The sequence below is a fragment of the Olsenella uli genome (assembly GCF_901212675.1).
Lineage (GTDB): Bacteria > Actinomycetota > Coriobacteriia > Coriobacteriales > Atopobiaceae > Parolsenella > Parolsenella uli_B.
This window is the reverse complement of the sequence record NZ_CAAKOQ010000009.1, coordinates 37,404-52,677: the sequence shown is the minus strand read 5'-3', so window position 1 is coordinate 52,677 and position 15,274 is coordinate 37,404. Positions and strand designations below refer to the sequence as shown.

12 protein-coding genes are annotated in these 15,274 nt (G+C 69.2%); 1 reads left to right on the top strand and 11 read right to left on the bottom strand.

The features are described from left to right. Positions 1-175: 175 nt before the first annotated feature. The 3 genes from EFAMC1_RS00875 to EFAMC1_RS00865 all read right to left on the bottom strand — a co-directional run bounded on the left by EFAMC1_RS00875 (position 176) and on the right by EFAMC1_RS00865 (position 3,407). Entirely contained in the window at positions 176-874 is a 699-nt protein-coding gene (locus tag EFAMC1_RS00875) for a peptidylprolyl isomerase (protein WP_187324472.1), read from the bottom strand. 65 nt (positions 875-939) lie between these two features. After that, positions 940-2,244: an ATP-binding cassette domain-containing protein gene (locus EFAMC1_RS00870; RefSeq protein ID WP_261981697.1), complete on the bottom strand. Its 1,305-nt coding sequence runs from the start codon at positions 2,242-2,244 to the stop codon at positions 940-942. A 101-nt stretch (positions 2,245-2,345) separates the two neighbouring features. Continuing rightward, entirely contained in the window at positions 2,346-3,407 is a 1,062-nt protein-coding gene (locus tag EFAMC1_RS00865) for an ABC transporter substrate-binding protein (RefSeq protein WP_154052459.1), read from the bottom strand. Between the two features lie 529 nt (positions 3,408-3,936). Here EFAMC1_RS00865 and EFAMC1_RS00860 point away from each other — a divergent pair. Beyond that, positions 3,937-4,830 carry an aldose 1-epimerase family protein gene (locus EFAMC1_RS00860; protein ID WP_154052458.1) on the top strand — a complete coding sequence of 298 codons (894 nt, stop codon included), beginning with the start codon at positions 3,937-3,939 and terminating at the stop codon, positions 4,828-4,830. 336 nt (positions 4,831-5,166) lie between these two features. On the opposite strand, the gene ffh is transcribed toward EFAMC1_RS00860, so the two are convergent. From ffh to EFAMC1_RS00820, 8 genes are all read right to left on the bottom strand, one after another. Then, a complete protein-coding gene (gene ffh, locus EFAMC1_RS00855; protein ID WP_154052457.1) occupies positions 5,167-6,546 on the bottom strand; it encodes a signal recognition particle protein in 1,380 nt (459 codons plus the stop codon). Between the two features lie 18 nt (positions 6,547-6,564). Further along, positions 6,565-7,464, bottom strand: a complete 900-nt coding sequence (gene ftsY / locus EFAMC1_RS00850; protein WP_154052456.1) for a signal recognition particle-docking protein FtsY — start codon at positions 7,462-7,464, stop codon at positions 6,565-6,567. Then, entirely contained in the window at positions 7,464-11,051 is a 3,588-nt protein-coding gene (gene smc / locus EFAMC1_RS00845; RefSeq protein ID WP_154052455.1) for a chromosome segregation protein SMC, read from the bottom strand. The genes ftsY and smc overlap by 1 nt, the downstream gene beginning before the upstream one ends. After that, the gene (rnc, locus tag EFAMC1_RS00840; protein WP_154052454.1) at positions 11,042-11,758 is read right to left on the bottom strand and encodes a ribonuclease III; all 717 of its coding nucleotides are present in this window, start codon (positions 11,756-11,758) and stop codon (positions 11,042-11,044) included. Before rnc ends, smc begins: the two co-directional genes overlap by 10 nt. A 142-nt stretch (positions 11,759-11,900) precedes the next feature. Beyond that, entirely contained in the window at positions 11,901-12,893 is a 993-nt protein-coding gene (gene plsX / locus EFAMC1_RS00835; protein WP_154052453.1) for a phosphate acyltransferase PlsX, read from the bottom strand. Between the two features lie 967 nt (positions 12,894-13,860). After that, positions 13,861-14,040 carry a 50S ribosomal protein L32 gene (gene rpmF, locus EFAMC1_RS00830; protein ID WP_154052452.1) on the bottom strand — a complete coding sequence of 60 codons (180 nt, stop codon included), beginning with the start codon at positions 14,038-14,040 and terminating at the stop codon, positions 13,861-13,863. A gap of 124 nt (positions 14,041-14,164) precedes the next feature. Beyond that, positions 14,165-14,710, bottom strand: coding sequence for a YceD family protein (locus EFAMC1_RS00825; RefSeq protein ID WP_154052451.1), 546 nt, complete (start codon positions 14,708-14,710; stop codon positions 14,165-14,167). Positions 14,711-14,713: 3 nt separating this feature from the next. Further along, positions 14,714-15,196 (bottom strand): ATPase, encoded by a 483-nt coding sequence (locus EFAMC1_RS00820; protein ID WP_154052450.1) that lies wholly within the window; start codon positions 15,194-15,196, stop codon positions 14,714-14,716. Between the last annotated feature and the right edge of the window lie 78 nt (positions 15,197-15,274).

Below are 15,274 nucleotides of genomic sequence, written 5' to 3'. Positions count from 1 at the left end.
GAACGGGACGGCAAACGGCTGTTCCCGGGGTCTGGGCGGTAGGTTGGGAGGGGCCGGGGCGAGAGGATGACAGGGTCCGGCGACGCGGGCGTGAAGGGTCCAGGCCGGGAGGATGGCAGGCCAGGGGGCAACGGAGTCGGTCGCGCAGACGTAAGAGACGCGACCGCCAGCCGGACTAGTCGTCCATGCGAATGGAGACGATCTTGGGCTGCTCGCCCGGTGCGATGGTGCCGTTGGAGTCGGTGGGCTTGGCGGCGTCCGCGATGGCGTCCACGACGTCCATGCCCTCGGTGACATGGCCAAACGCGGCGTACTGGCCGTCCAGGCTCGGCGTGTCCTCCTGCATGATGAAGAACTGCGAGCTCGCAGAGTTGGGCGCGGACGAGCGGGCCATCGAGATGGTGCCGCGCACGTGCGAGATGGGGTTGGGATGCCCATTGTCGGCAAACTCGCCCACGATGGCGCGGTCGGAGCCACCGGTGCCATCGCCCTTGGGGTCCCCACCCTGGATCATGAAGCCCTTGATGATGCGGTGGAAGGTGAGCCCGTCGTAGAAGCCCGAGGCGGCCAGGTTGGCGAAATTGGTGACCGTGACCGGAGCGACGGTGCCGTTGAGCTGGAGCTTTATGGTGCCGTAACGCTCGACCTCGATGGTGGCGCCATGGAAGCCGGAGGCGTAGTCGCCCGTGGCCTCCGTGATGGGGCCGTCCGTCGCGGCGGCGAACGTGGACGCGGTTGCAGTCGAACCAGAGGCCGAGCCGGACGTGGCGCCCGAGCCGCCGCAGCCGGCAAGCGACAGGGCCGCGACACCCAGCGACGCGGACAGGAACGCGCGGCGGGTCATCTGGGACGTCGTGTTGGGCGAGTGGGCCATCGGGGGGCTCCTTCTGAGGCGAGAGGGTTTGCTTACGGGCATATAAGCGCAGATAGAATGCGGTCCTAGATACGCAGGACCTCGGCGTCGAGCAGGCCTGCGTCGTGCTCGTCGTGCGTGGCCACCACGAGCGTGCGGCCGTGCAGCTCGCGTCGCACGAGGGCGCAGGCGTGCTCGTGCGAGCGGGCGTCCAGGCCCGAGAAGGGCTCGTCGAGCAGCACTGCCGAGCCGGGAGCCGCGAGCGCACGGACGAGCTCCACCCGCCGGCACTGCCCGCCCGAGAGCTCAGAGACGGGCACGTCGGCATCAAGGCCAGGGATGGCGTCGGCGAGCAGGGCGCGAATCGAATCGTCCGGACAGGACGCGTCCGCCGTGAGCGCGACGTTCTCGAACGCGGAGGCCGTCTCGACGAGGCGCGAGTCCTGGAAGTCGACCGCAAGGCGTACCGGATGACCATCGGCACCAGGGAGCTCGACCTGACCCGCCACGGGGACGTCGAGCCCACAGAGCGTGCGCAGGAGCGTGGTCTTGCCCTCGCCCGAGGGCCCCATCACGCAGAGCCTCCCACCTGCGGGTACGTCGAGGAAAAGTGGCTGCCCGCCCGCGGCGCCATGCGCCAGGACGATGCCACGTGCACGCACGCCGGAGCCCTCTGCGCGCCGCTTCCCTTCCCTTGGCCGCAGCCTCACCGCAAGGCGAACCGAGGCCCGGCCGCTCGCGCGAAGAAGCGTCAGGAAGCCGTGCTCGCACACGGTGGCAAGCGCGATGACCACGATGGTCCACGCAAAGAGCCCAGCTGTGTCAAGCAAGAGCTTTGCCTGATAGATACGCTCGCCGATGCTGCCCATGGGCGTGCCGATGAGCTCGGCGGCAACACCCGCCTTCCAGCTCATGCCCACGACGACCTCGCTCGCCGCCACGAGGAACGGCAGGACGCCCGGCCACGTGAGCGCGAGCCGGTGTCGAAGGCCGCGCACGCCGCTCACGCGCAGGAGCTCGGCGAGCCGGCCGTCCACGTGGTCGAGCCCCTCGACGAGCGCGAAGTAGACGCCCGGCAGCGCCATGAGGAAGACGGACGCCAGGCTCACGTTCTCGGCTCCCAGCCAGATGAGCAGGAGCACCACCACGCAGGCCACCGGCGTCGACTTGATGGCCACGAGCGGCGGCCGAAGCGCCACGCGCACCGCCCGCGACGCGGCCGACGCCCACGCGAGCAGTCCCGCTACGGCGTAGGCAAGTGCACAGCCGCCCACGATGCGCGCGAGCGAGAAGCCCACCTTGGACCAGAAGCCCGGAGCGCGCACGAGCCCCGCGAGGGCCGAGAGCACCTCGAGCGGGCCCGGCAGGATGAGCGGCTGCGCAAGGGCCACGCTGCCCACCTGCCACGCCACAAGCCAGAGGGCGACCGCCGCCACACGGACGGCCGTCGCCCTCCCCCACGGCAAGGCTGTCTTGCGAGCGCCCGGCAAGCCTAGGCGCCCTGCTGGACGTAGTAGAAGTCATCGCCCGGGAGCTTGCCACCCACCGAGCTCGCGTCGGCGTCGGAGAGGACCTGCAGGTAGCCTGCGAGGGCCTTCTTCATGTCGTCACCGGTGGTGCACACGATGTGGCAGCCCGGGATGGCCTTCTCGGCCACCTTGGCGTTGTCGACGATGCCCGCGTCCACGACGGCCTGCGACCAGGTGGCGGGGTCGGCGTTCACGGCGTCGACGCTGGCGGCGTGGCCGGAGAGGAACTCCCAGACGGCCGACGGGTTCTGCTCGGCGAACTCCTTGCGAACCACGGTGACGCCCGTGATGAGCTTGGAGCCCGACTCGCCGGCGAACTGGTCCCAGACGTCGGTGAGGTCAATCGGCGAGGTGAGCGAGGTGTTCTTGGTGAGCGCCGCCGTCTTGAACGGCTCGGGCAGCACGCCCACGGCCGTGGCGTCCTGGGAGAGCACCGAGACGATCTCAGTGGGCTCGCTCTTGAACTCGAGCGTCACCTTGTCGGCGATGCCGGCCTGCGTGAGCAGGTAGTTCATGGAGTACTCCGGCGTGGCGCCCTTGCCGGTGAGGTAGACGGTCTTGCCCGCGAGGTCGTCGAACTCCTTGATGGCGGCGTCGCCGGTGACCACGTTGAGCACACCAAGCGTATTGATGTCGATGACCTGGACCTTACCCTGCGTCTTGTTGTAGAGGACGCTCGCCACGTTGGAGGGCACAAGCGCGATGTCGACGTCTCCGGAGATGACCTTGGGCATCACCTCGTCGGGCGCGGCAGACATCGAGAACTCGTACGTGTTGGTGGTCTTGCCGGACTTGGCCTGGTCCATGAACCGGACGAGGCCGATCGAGGTCGGGCCCTTGAGCGAGGCCACGCGGACGGTGACAGCCTCGGGCGTGGCGGCCGTCGTGGCGGCGGAGCCCGACGAGACGGCCGGCTGGCTGCCGCCGCAGCCCACGAGGCCAAGGCCGAACAGCGCGGAGAACGAGCCGCCGATGAAGGCGCGACGAGAGATGCCGCGACCTGAGCGAGAGTTCCTGATGTCCATGAGATCCTTCCCTGGGGCGCCGAGCCCTGGCGGGCGGCGCCATCCACTAGCTGGGCCCGAGGGCCCAGCCTCCTGTTTGCGAACTAGATAGTAGCTGTTTGCGCCGCACCGCGTCGGGTACGTAAGCCGCAGTTGCCGGCTTGGGACCCGGTCGCGTCCCAAGGACCGCCCTACCGTGCCGTCGGGGCGCACCACCGTGCCGCCGGGGCGCACCACCGTGCCGCCGGGATGCACCACCGCGCCGCCGGGGCCACCCAATCGCCATCCCCCACCCGCGAACGTGCGGAAAACCGACTTATTCGTCGATGTTAGCGTTACCAAAGTCGGTTATGCGCACGTTCGACTGCAAGACCAGGGCAGCGGGACCAGGCGAGCAGAGGCGAGGCCGGACGAGGCGAGACCGGACGAGGAGGGGCAGGGCCACGCGAGCCGCCGGTGGGGCTAGAATCTGGACATGGACAGGCGGGGCGCGACGCATGGCAGCAGGCCTCGGCGCGCGTCCCGCCATGCAAGCTGACAAGGAGCACACATGGCAGACCTCACGACAATCTCGGCAGGCGGTCTCTCGGCCAAGGTCGACGCCCACGGCGCCCAGCTCTCGAGCCTCACGCTCGACGGCCGCGAGTACCTCTGGCAGGCGGACCCGCGCTGGTGGGGCAAGCACGCGCCCATCCTCTTCCCCATCGTGGGCTCCATCAGGGACGACGAGGCAAGCTCTGCGGCCGGCACCTGCCACCTGGGCCGCCACGGCCTCGCACGCGACTACGATCACGAGCTCGTCGAGAACACCGGCAGCACCGTGACGTATCGCCTCGACAGCACCGACGAGACGCTCGCCAAGTACCCCTACCCCTTCCGCCTCGAGATGACCTACGCGCTCGAGGGCCCGGCCACGCTGGCCCAGACCTTCTCGGTCACCAACACCGGCACGCGCGAGATGCCCTTCTTCCTGGGCGGGCACCCGGCCTTCAACGTGCCGGTGATGCCGGGCGAGAGGTTCGAGGACTACGAGCTCAGGTTCACACGGCCTTGGACGGAGTCGAGCCCCGTCATCGCCGACGGCGGCCTTCTCGACTACGAGAGCCTGACGCCGCTCTTCGAGGACGCGGACAGGCTCGCGCTCGCCCACGGGCTCTTCGCCAAGGATGCCATCGTGCTCGCCGGCGTGCCCGACGACACGCTCGAGATGGTCGGGCCCTCGGGCCACGGCGTGCGCGTCGACTTCGCCGGCTTTGACCACGTGGGCGTCTGGAGCGCGGAGCCGGCGAAAGACGGCGCCGAGTGCCCCTTCGTGGCCATCGAGCCCTGGTGTGGCACCGCGACCCGCACTGACGAGGATGACGTCCTCGAGCACAAGCAGAACCTCCTCGTCGCCCACCCCGGCGAGACCATCACCCGTACCTTCCGCGTCACTCTGCTCTAACCTGACGCCTGAACCAGAAGCGCCTGACGAAAAGCCTCCCCCCAACCAAGGCAAAGGGCTCGGGGGAGGCTTCTCTCAGTCGAACGCCACAGCTTGCACGCACATGCGCATTTGCGGCCTATTTCGACAGCAAATATGTCTGTGCGTGCAAGCTGTGAGTAAAATACGCCAGAGCGTGCAAGCTGCAAGCCAAATACACCAGAGCACGCATACCCAACGGCTGAGATTCCGACGAGTTCCGCACGAGCCGAAGGCGACTAAACATCGCCTTCGCGCGAGCAGGACTGTCCGAGCCAGGAGATCAGGGGCCTTCGACCGCCGGGCCTTCCGCACAACCTAGAACGGCAGCTTGCCGCCGCCCATGCCCATGTTGCGCATCATCTGTTGGAGCTGCCGCTTCTGCTGCTTCTTGTTGCCCGACTGCATCATGCCGCGAACCTTGCCCATCATCTTGTTCATCTCGCCCCACTGCTTGATGAGCTGGTTCACCTCCTGCACCGAGCGCCCCGAGCCACGCGCGATGCGCTGGCGCCGCATGCCGTTGATGAGCTTGGGACGGGCGCGCTCCTCCTTGGTCATGGAGTAGATCATCGCCTCGATCTTGCGCATCTGCTCCTCGGACTGGTCGCCGCCCATCTGGCGCATCATCTTGTCACCGCCCGGCAGCATGCCCAGGAGCTTGCCCACACCACCCATCTTGCGGATCTGCTGCATCTGGGCGAGCATGTCGTCCATCGTGAAGCCCTCGCGCAGCATGCGCTCGGCGGCCTCGGCCTGCGCGGCGTCGGCATTGGCCTGGGCCGTCTCGATGATGCCCACGACGTCGCCCATGCCCAGGATGCGCTTGGCCATGCGGTCGGGGTGGAAGACCTCGAGCGAGTCGGGCTTCTCGCCCATCGAGACAAACTTGATGGGCTTGCCGGTCACGGCGCGCACGGACAGGGCGCCGCCGCCACGAGCGTCACCGTCGAGCTTGGACATGATCACGCCGTCGAAGTCGGTGCGCTCGGCAAACTCGGACACCACGTTCACGATGTCCTGGCCGGTCATGGCGTCGACCACCATGAGCACCTGGTCGGGCTTGACGGCGCGCTTGATGTCGACGGCCTCCTGCATCATGAGCTCGTCGATCTGGAGGCGCCCGGCCGTGTCGACGATGACCACGTCGCGCAGGTTGTCCACAGCGTCGCGGACCGACTCGCGCGCGATGGCCACGGCGTCCTTGCCGTCGCCGCGATAGACCGACACGCCGATCTCGGAGCCGAGCGTGGCGAGCTGGTCGGCGGCGGCGGGGCGGTGCGTGTCGCAGGCGGCGAGCTCGGGCGAGCGGCCCTGCCTCTTGAGCATGTAGGCGAGCTTGGCCGCGGCGGTGGTCTTGCCCGAGCCCTGCAGGCCCACGAGCATGATCACGTTGGGCGTGCGGTTCTGCATGAGCACGAGCTTGCTCTCGGTGGAGCCGAGCAGCTCGGTGAGCTCGTCGAGCACCACCTTGACGACGTTCTGCGCCGGGGTGAGCGAGTCGAGCACGTCGGCCTCGAGGCACTGCTCCTTGCAGCGCGCCACGAAGTCCTTGACGACGCGGAAGTTGACGTCGGCCTCGAGCAGCGCCATGCGGATCTCGCGCATGGCGACGTTGATGTCGTCCTCGGTGAGCTTGCCCTTGCCGCGCAGCTTGTCGAAGGTGTCGGTAAGGCGGTCGGAGAGGTTGTTGAACATGCGTCGCTCCTAATGCTGCTACTGGATCTCGCCCACGAGGGCGCGGCTGAACTCGAGCGCGTCGAAGGGCTGGAAGTCGTCGATGCCCTCGCCCACGCCGATGCGGTAGATGGGAAGCCCCAGCTGGTCGGCGATGGCCACGGCGATGCCGCCCTTGGCCGTGCCGTCGAGCTTGGTGACGATGAGGCCATCGATGTCGAGCTCGGCGTTGAACTCCTTGGCCTGCGCGAGGCCGTTCTGGCCCGTCGTGGCGTCGACCACGAGCACCACCGAGACCGGCATATTGGCGCGCTTGCGCGTCACGTTCACGACCTTGGCGAGCTCGCGCATGAGCTCGGGGCTCGTGTGGAGGCGCCCCGCCGTGTCGATGAGCACGAGGTCGGAGTCCTCGGCCTCGGCGCGCTCGATCACGTCGTAGCACACGCTCGCGGGGTCGGCGCCGCGCTCGCGCGTGACCACCTCGACGCCGCCGCGCCCGCCCCAGACCTCGAGCTGCTCGATGGCCGCGGCACGGAAGGTGTCGGCGCCGCCGATGAGCACGCGCTTGCCCGCGTCCTTGGCGGCCGAGGCAAGCTTGCCCACCGTGGTGGTCTTGCCTGCGCCGTTGATGCCCACGAACAGCACGCAGCTCGGCGTGTCGTCGAAGGGGTCTCGCGTGGGCGTGGGGAACGCCTCGGCGATGCGGCGGGCGAGCGACTCCTGGAGCTGGCGGCTCGTGCGCAGGCCCTTGCGCGCGGCCTCCTCGCGCAGGTCGTCGGTCACGTGCATGGCGAGCTCGGCTCCCATGTCGCCCATGACGAGCGTGTCCTCGAGCTCCTCCCAGAAGGACTCGTCGACCTCGCCACCCATGTAGAAGATCTCGTTCAGGGCCTCGCGGGACTTCTCGAGGCCCTTCCTCAGGCTGTCGACAAAACCCATCAGGCGTCAACCACCTTTCCTGTCGCGCGGTCGAGCCGCTGTGATACGACGTGACTCACGCCGTCGGCCTGCATGGAGACGCCGTAGAGCACGTCGGCCTGCTCCATGGTGCGCCGCTGGTGCGAGATCACGATGAGCTGCGTGGTCCCCTTGAGCTGGTCGATGGCGTCGAGCAGCTTGTCGAGGTTGGAGTCGTCGAGCGCCGCCTCCACCTCGTCGAAGACGTAGAAGGGTACGGTGCGCGTGCGATACACCGCGAAGAGCAGGGCGAGCGCCGTGAGCGACTTCTCGCCGCCGCTCATGAGCGTCATCTTGGTGATGCGCTTGCCGCGCGGCTGTGCCACGATCTCGATGCCGGTCTCGGCCGGGTGGTCGGGGTCGGTCATCTCGAGGTGGGCTTTGCCGCCCGGAAAGAGCATCGAGAAGATGTCGACGAAGTTGGCATTCACCGCGTCGAAGGTCACGAGGAACTGGCGGCGCATCTTGCGGTCGATGGCGGCCGTGATCTTGGTAAGGGCCGCGCGGGCACTCTCGAGGTCGTCGAGCTGGGAGGCGACGTAGTCCGAGCGCGCCTTGAGCCGCGTGTACTCGTCCATGGCCACCTGGTTGACCGGGCCCAGCCCCTCGATCTGCTCGCGCAGGCGCCTGACCTCGCGCTCGCAGGCGTCGCGGTCGTCGGGCTCGGGCATCTGGAGGGCCTCCTCGAGCACATGGCGGCCGTCCGCCGTGATGGCGGCGATGGCCTGCTCGACGCGCACCTCGAGCCTGCCGCCCTCGACCTTGAGGTCGCCCTGCTCGGCCTTGGCGCGGTCGAGCTCGGCGGTTGTGTCGGCCACCTGCCGCTTGGCGTCGCCGATGGTCTTCTTGAGCGAGGCGGAGTCGGCCTCGGCGAGGCTCGCGCGGTCGCGCAGGCGCTCGGCCCAGGCGCGGGCGGCGTCGCGCACGGCGTCGTAGCGCTCGTGGAGCGGGTCGACGCGCAGGCGCAGCACCTCGAGCGAGCGGGTGCCCTCCTCGGCAGTGCGGGCGCGCTCGACGAGCTCAGAGATGCGGCGATCGAGCTCGGCCGAGCGCTCCTCCAGGTGGCGCAGGCGCTCGCGCGTGGTGGCGAGCTCGAGGCGGGCGTCGGCGGCCTTCTTGGTGGCCGCGTCCTCCGCGCGCGAGGCCTCGCGGCGACGCTCGGTGGCCTCCTCGAGGTCGCGCCCGATCTGGGCGAGGCGCTCGCGTTCGGCGTCGGCCTCCTCCTTGAGCTTGGCCAGGCGGGGCCGCGCCTCGTCGGCTCGCTTGCAGGCCTCCTCGCGGCGGCGGGCCACTTGGGCGCGCTCGTCGTGCGCCCGGGCCACCTGCCCCTCGAGGCGCCCCACCTCCGAGGAGACCGACTTCTGCTCGCCGGTGAGCCGCGAGAGCTCGCCGGCGAGGCGCGCCTCCTCGGCGCGGGCGTCCGAGAGCGCCTGCTGGGCGGCGTCGAGCGCCACGCCGGCGTCGACGAGGCGGCCCTGGGCCTCGCGCACATCGGCCTCGAGCGCGCCCATGCCGCCCTCGAGCTCGGTGATGCGGCGGCGGCGCTCGAGCGTGCCGGCCGCGGCACCGGCGGAGGTGCCGCAGACGAGCCGGCCGTCCGGGTGCGCCACGACGCCCGTGGGCGTCACGAAAGTGAGCGTGGGCTCCGCCTCGTGCGCGGCCACGGCGGCCTGGGCGTCAGCCACGACCCGCACGTCGCCGAGCAGGGCGTCCACAAGACCCGCCGCCTCCGGCGAGACCTCGAGCCTAGCCGCGAGCGTCTCGCCCGCGCCAGCCGCGTGGGCGCGGGCCCGCTCGGCGAGCGAGAGCACCGTGAGCGAGCCCGAGGCGCCCTTGGTTGCCTCGGCCGCGCCGGCGAGCCTGGCGGCGTCTGCACCCGTCTCCACCACGGGGGCCGCGAGCGCCTCGCCCAGCAGGCGCTCGACGAGCTGGTCGAGCTCGGCCGGCGCACTCACGAGGTCGGCGAGGCGCCCCCGCACGAGGCCTGCGAGCTCGGAGTCCTTGAGCACGCGCCCCTCGAGCGAGTCCTTGCTGCCGGCAAGCTGCGCGTCGACCTGACGAAGCGCCGTAAGCGTGGCGTTGGCCCCGGCGAGCCGGGAGCGGGCCGCGTCGAGCGCCGAGGATGCCTCGCGCTGGGCGGCGCGGGCGGCCTCCCCCTCGGCAGCGCGGTCCCTGATGGCGGCCTTGGCGGCGTCGAGCGTAGCCTGGGAGCCCTCGATCTGGCCCGCGAGCTCCTCGAGGCGCTCGCGCCTGCTCTTGAGCGCCGCCTCGGCCGTCTCGACCGACTCCTCGATCTGTGCGATGCGGCTCTGGAACATCTGGTCCTCGACCTCGGCGTTCGAGATCTCGTCGGTAAGCTTCGCGTGCGCGAGCGTGGCCTGGTCGAGCCTTCGCTGGCTCTCCCTCTGCTCGCCCGTGAGCTTGGCCTGGGCGCTTCCCGCCTCGCGCCTGGCCGCCGTGGCGGCCTTGGCGGCCGGCTCCAGCTCGGCCACGTCGGCCTGGAGGCGCTCGGTGGTCACGCGCGCGTCGGAGAGGCGGCCCGCCACGTCGTCGCGCTCGCGCGTGGCCTCGCCCCTCTGGCGGTCCACCTGCGAGAGCGTCATGCGCGTCTCGGAGAGGCGGTCCACCATGTTTCGGCCCTTCTCCTCGAGAAGGCGCATGTCGGAGTCGAGCCGTCCCAGGATGTCGGCGAGCCGGCGGCGCTGCTCGCCGAGGTCGCCCACGAAGAGGCCCTTCTGCTCGAGCAGGCTCTGGAGCTTCTCGAGCTCGCGGGTCTTCTCGTCCACGCGGAACTGCGCGAGCTCCACGGCGGCCGCGGCCTCACGCTGGCGGCTCTCAAGCTCGGACCACTCGCGCTTGAGCCGGCGCACGTCGTCGACGGCGAGTTGGCAGGTGAGCTCGGAGAGACGCGCGTCGAGCTCCTCGAAGCGCTTGGCCTTGTCGACCTGGCGCTCGAGCGGACGCAGCTGCCGGGCAAGCTCGCGCGCGACGTCCTTGGCGCGCACGAGGTTCTTGTCCATGTCGGCGAGCTTCCTCTGCGAGCGCTCCTTGCGCCGGCGGTGCTTGGAGATGCCGGCGGCCTCCTCCACGAGGCTCCTGCGCTCCTCGGGCCTGCTCGCGAGGATGGAGTCGAGCTTGCCCTGCGAGATGATGGAGTGCGTCTCCTTGCCGAGGCCCGAGTCGTGCAGGATGTCCTGGATGTCCATGAGGCGCGCCGGCGAGCCGTTGATGAGGTACTCGGACTCGCCCGAGCGGTACATCCGCCGGGTGATACCCACCTCGGAGAAGTCGACGGGCAGCGTGTGGTCGGTGTTGTCGAGCACGAGCGTGACCTCGGCCACACCCACGGGCTTGCGCGCGCTGGAGCCGGAGAAGACCACGTCCTCCATGGCCTGGCCGCGCAGCATCTTGGCGCTCTGCTCGCCGAGGACCCAGAGGATGGCGTCGGAGACGTTGGACTTGCCCGAGCCGTTGGGCCCCACCACGACGGTGAGGCCGGGGTCGAACACCATGTGCGTGCGGTCCGCGAAGGACTTGAAGCCCTTCAGCGTGAGGGACTTCAGGTACACGGGATGCCCTCCTCGGCAAGGCGCTCGATGGCGTCTGCCGCGGCGGCGCTCTCGGCCTCCTTCTTGGAGGAGCCGACGCCGCGGCCGAGCCGCCTGCCCTGGACGAGCACGACGGAGGTGAAGGTGGGGCTATGGGCCGGGCCCTGCTCGCCCTCGAGCTTGTACTCGGGGCCGCAGCGAAGCTCGCGCTGGGTGATCTCCTGCAGGCGGCTCTTGGGGCTCAACGGGTGCTCGGCGAGCTCGGGTAGCATGTGCGGGCCCAGCGTGCGGGTCACGAAGTCGTGCGTGGCGTCGTAGCCGCCGTCGAGGTAGAGAGCACCCACGACCGACTCGTAGACGTTCTCGAGCGCGGAGTGCATGCCGCGTGCGCCGGTGCCCATCTCGGACTCGCCGAAGACGATGCACGAGCCGATGCCGAGCTTGTCGGCCACGGCCGAGAGGGTCTTGCCCGAGACGAGCGAGATCTTGAGGCGCGTGAGCTCGCCCTCGTCCATCTCGTGGAACTTCTCGAAGAGGTCGGTGGCGACGATGGCGCCCAGGATGGAGTCGCCGAGGAACTCGAGGCGCTCGTAGCTGGTCCAGACGGGCTTGCCCTCGACGGCGCTAGGGTGCGTGATGGCCGCAACCACGAGGTTGCGGTTGCGGAACTTGTGCCCGCAGATCTCTTCTATGCGCGAGACTCGCTCGGCCTCGGTGGCGTGCGGCATACTCGGCTCCCCATCCTCGTGTGACGCGCCCGGGCGTGCGGGCGCTCGCGGCCCCGGGGCCGCAGGTGCAGTCTGCAATTGTACCCGTCCGGGACGTTGAGCGCAGGGCGTGCGGCGAGCTCGGGCGAGCGGACGCCTCCCCCTAAGCCTTGGGCGCGAGCGCCTCGGCAATCTTGCCGCAGAGGTCCTCGCGCACACAGCGCGCGGCCGTGAGCGTACCGTTCTTGATGGCCTCGGGGTTGGTGGCGCCGTGCCCCACGAGCACGGGAGCCTTGAGGCCCAGGAGCGCGGCCCCACCGAGGGCGTCGCCCGAGAGGCGGGCCGCCATGTCCTTGAGCGCGCCCTTGATGAGCAGCGCCCCCACGGCGGCCTTCCCGCTCGACGCCGCGGCGGCCTTGAGCTCGGAGACGATGTACTTGGCCGTGCCCTCCATGGTCTTGAGCGCCACGTTTCCGGTGAGGCCATCGGTGACGATGACGTCGTAGGTGCCGGCGAGGAGGTCGCGGCCCTCGCAGTTGCCCGCGAAGTCGAGGCCGTCGGCGGCGGCGATGGCGGCGTGGGCGGCAAGCGTGGCCTCGGAGCCCTTGGTCTCCTCGGTGCCGTTGTTGAGTAGCGCCACGCGCGGGTTGGGCACGCCCACCACCACGCGGGCGTAGGCGCAGGCCATGTGGGCGAACTGCACGAGCATCTCGGGCGGGCAGTCGGCGTTGGCGCCGAGGTCGATGAGGGTGGTCATGCGCCCGCCGATGCCGGGCAGGGCGCTCGCGAGCGCGGCTCGGCCCACGCCCTTGACGCGGCCCACGACGAGCGTGCCCGCCGTGAGGATGGCGCCCGTGGAGCCCGCCGAGAAGAAGGCGTCGGCCTTGCCCTCGCGCACGGCCCTGCAGCCGCGCACGATGCTCGAGTCACGCTTCTTGCGCACGGCCTCGGTGGGGTGCTCGGCCATGCCGATGACCTCGGTGGTCACGAGCGCCTCGGCGCGCGAGTGCTTGGCGCAGAAGGGCGCGACCTTGTCCTCGTCGCCTGCGACCAGCACCTCGAGGTCCTGGTCGGCCTCGAGCGCCCGGGCGATTCCCTCGAGCACCACCTCGGGCGGCTCGTCCCCACCCATCGCGTCAACGACCACTCGCGTCATGTCGTCTCCCCCTTTGTGGGGCCGTCTCTTGGCCCCGTGGCTAGCATATGTCCGGGTCCCTGGCTCAGAGAGGCAGCGCGCACTGTAAGCCCGCGTCGCCGCCCGACCAAAGGCCACCCATCGATAGTAGCAACGAGCGAGGGACCACGTCCGGGAGACACCAAAACCCGGCTGGAGCGGCGCGCCTTCCGGACGCCCCTCCTGGGCAGGGGGCGCTCACCAGCGCTCCCCGTCCCTCACCAGCGCTCCCGTCCCTCACCAGCGCCCCTTCCCTCACCAGCGCTCCTTCCCTCACCAGCGCTCCCTTTCGTCTCAACATGCGAACGTGCGCATAACCGAGAAAAAAGTGTCGCAACACGCGAAAAAACTCGGTTATGCGCACGTTCGTAGAAGACAGGCCGGAAGCCACCTGGCCAAGTGCCACACTCCCAGAGTCCTTGCACGGCGGCCCCGCCGTGCCGTGGCGTGCAGTGGCGTGGGCATGCTCGGGGCCCTCCAGCGGGGCCTGCGTGCGAAGACTCGGCGCGCCGTGCCGAAACTGTCGAGTTTGCTACAGTTCAATGGGGAAGGCAAAAGTAGACGGCGAACACGCACCTTCGCTACCTGCGGGTTTGCGACGCCCGAAAGCCCGTCTACTCAGCGCGGCTCGATTCGACTGCAGCAAACTCGGTAGTTTTGAAGTGATGGGGGCTCCGCACGTAATCCAGTCGCCGCTTAGGCGGCGTAAACAACGTCATGGCGCACGACAGCTAAGGCGCTCGTGGATTCGCTCGCGCAGTTTCGCCTAATTCAGGATGCCGGCGGGAAGGACCGCAATACCTCTACTTGATCTGAGGCGCTGGTGATACCGCGAGGTACAAGGCAGACAAACGAGCCGGAAAAGGCAAGGCGCGCACCCGCCTCGCCACAGCAAAAGGGGCCGGCCCCGAAGGACCGACCCCTTGCAAGAAACCCTTGGACTGCCAGGCTACTCGGTGACGATGACCTGACGACCCTTGTAGTAGCCGCAGCTCGGGCACACGCGGTGCGGGAGCTTGACGGCGCCGCACTGCGGGCACGTGGAGCGCGCCGGGGTCTCGAGCTTGCTGTTTGCGGAGCGGCGGGAGTGCGTGGCGCCGCGGCCCTTCTTTTGCTTAGGTACTGCCATGATGACCTCTCTTACGAATCTCACGTCCACGTGCGGATGGCACGGTACTCACAGACGAATGAGTATGATAGCACGTCTTGCGCCTTCGTCACCAGAGCGTCACATGATTTTGCGGGACGCTCCCCTAGAGCCCTAGGTCCCTGAGCTTGGCGAAGGGGCTCTCCTTGGCGGCCTGCTCGGCGCGCTTGGCCGCGCAGCCGCAGTCGCCCTCGTTGAGGTTGGCGCCACAGGTGGGGCAGAGCCCCTTGCAGTCGTCGCGGCACAGCACCACGAACGGCGTCTCCATGAGGATGGCGGCCATGATGGGCTCGGACAGGTCCACCGTGTTGTCGTCGCTCACGAGCGAGAAGTCGACCTCGTCCTCGTCGTCGGCGAGATCCTCCTCGGCCGGCTCCTCGAACAGGAAGTACTCGTCGACCTCGCTCGCGATGTCGAACTCGGCGTCCTCGAGGCAGCGGTCGCACGTGCCCACCACATGGGCGCGCACCATGCCCGAGGCCAGGATGCCCTCGCCGGCGTTGGTGAGCACGAGGTCGTAGTCGATGCCATTGGGCAGGCGGAACTCGTGCTCGCCCAGGCTGTAGCCGGCCTCGTCGATGTGGCCCGAGACCGGAAGCGCCGCGCCCGCGCCCTCGAGACGCTCGTCGATGGGAATGAGAATGGGCTGCATGGCTTACCTGCGCGAATTGGAGCCGTCGTCGAGCGCCTGGCGACTGCGCTCGAGCTGGCCGATGACGCTCTTGAGGTTGTCCTCGATGCCCGTGAGGACGCCCTCGGCGTAGTCGTTGATGTGGTAGCGAAGGTCGCGCTCGTACTGGTTGGCCTGGTCGCGGATGTCGTCGGCCTGCTGGTTGGCGAGGCGCACGACCTCCTGGTCGCCGGCGAGGATCATGGCCTGCTGCTGCGCGTCGGCGACGATGGAGTCGGCCGTCTGGTGCGCGCGGGCGATGATCTCGTCCTGCTCCTTGACGATGCGGCGCGAGGTCTGGAACTCCTCCGGGAAGACCCGGCGGATCTCGTCGAGCAGCTCGTACACGTCGTTGGCGTCGACGATCCTCATGTCTCCCTGACCGCCGCCGACGATCGGCTTCTTGCCATTTGCGACGATGTCCTCGAGCTCGTCGACCAGGCTCTCGATCTCCTCACCTGGCTGCATGCGCAGGCTCCTTTCGTGCAGGCCCCTCGCGAAGGTGCGCGCGGGACATCCTCGGCAAATCAAGCGAGCGGACCCAAG

What these genes read in the sequence shown, in the direction of transcription:
- rpmF (WP_154052452.1), bottom strand. Translation starts at nt 14,040, where the DNA reads ATGGCAGTACCTAAGCAAAAGAAGGGCCGCGGCGCCACGCACTCCCGC.
- EFAMC1_RS00875 (WP_187324472.1), bottom strand. Translation starts at nt 874, where the DNA reads ATGGCCCACTCGCCCAACACGACGTCCCAGATGACCCGCCGCGCGTTC.
- plsX (WP_154052453.1), bottom strand. Translation starts at nt 12,893, where the DNA reads ATGACGCGAGTGGTCGTTGACGCGATGGGTGGGGACGAGCCGCCCGAG.
- EFAMC1_RS00825 (WP_154052451.1), bottom strand. Translation starts at nt 14,710, where the DNA reads ATGCAGCCCATTCTCATTCCCATCGACGAGCGTCTCGAGGGCGCGGGC.
- ftsY (WP_154052456.1), bottom strand. Translation starts at nt 7,464, where the DNA reads ATGGGTTTTGTCGACAGCCTGAGGAAGGGCCTCGAGAAGTCCCGCGAG.
- EFAMC1_RS00860 (WP_154052458.1), top strand. Translation starts at nt 3,937, where the DNA reads ATGGCAGACCTCACGACAATCTCGGCAGGCGGTCTCTCGGCCAAGGTC.
- rnc (WP_154052454.1), bottom strand. Translation starts at nt 11,758, where the DNA reads ATGCCGCACGCCACCGAGGCCGAGCGAGTCTCGCGCATAGAAGAGATC.
- ffh (WP_154052457.1), bottom strand. Translation starts at nt 6,546, where the DNA reads ATGTTCAACAACCTCTCCGACCGCCTTACCGACACCTTCGACAAGCTG.
- EFAMC1_RS00865 (WP_154052459.1), bottom strand. Translation starts at nt 3,407, where the DNA reads ATGGACATCAGGAACTCTCGCTCAGGTCGCGGCATCTCTCGTCGCGCC.
- EFAMC1_RS00820 (WP_154052450.1), bottom strand. Translation starts at nt 15,196, where the DNA reads ATGCAGCCAGGTGAGGAGATCGAGAGCCTGGTCGACGAGCTCGAGGAC.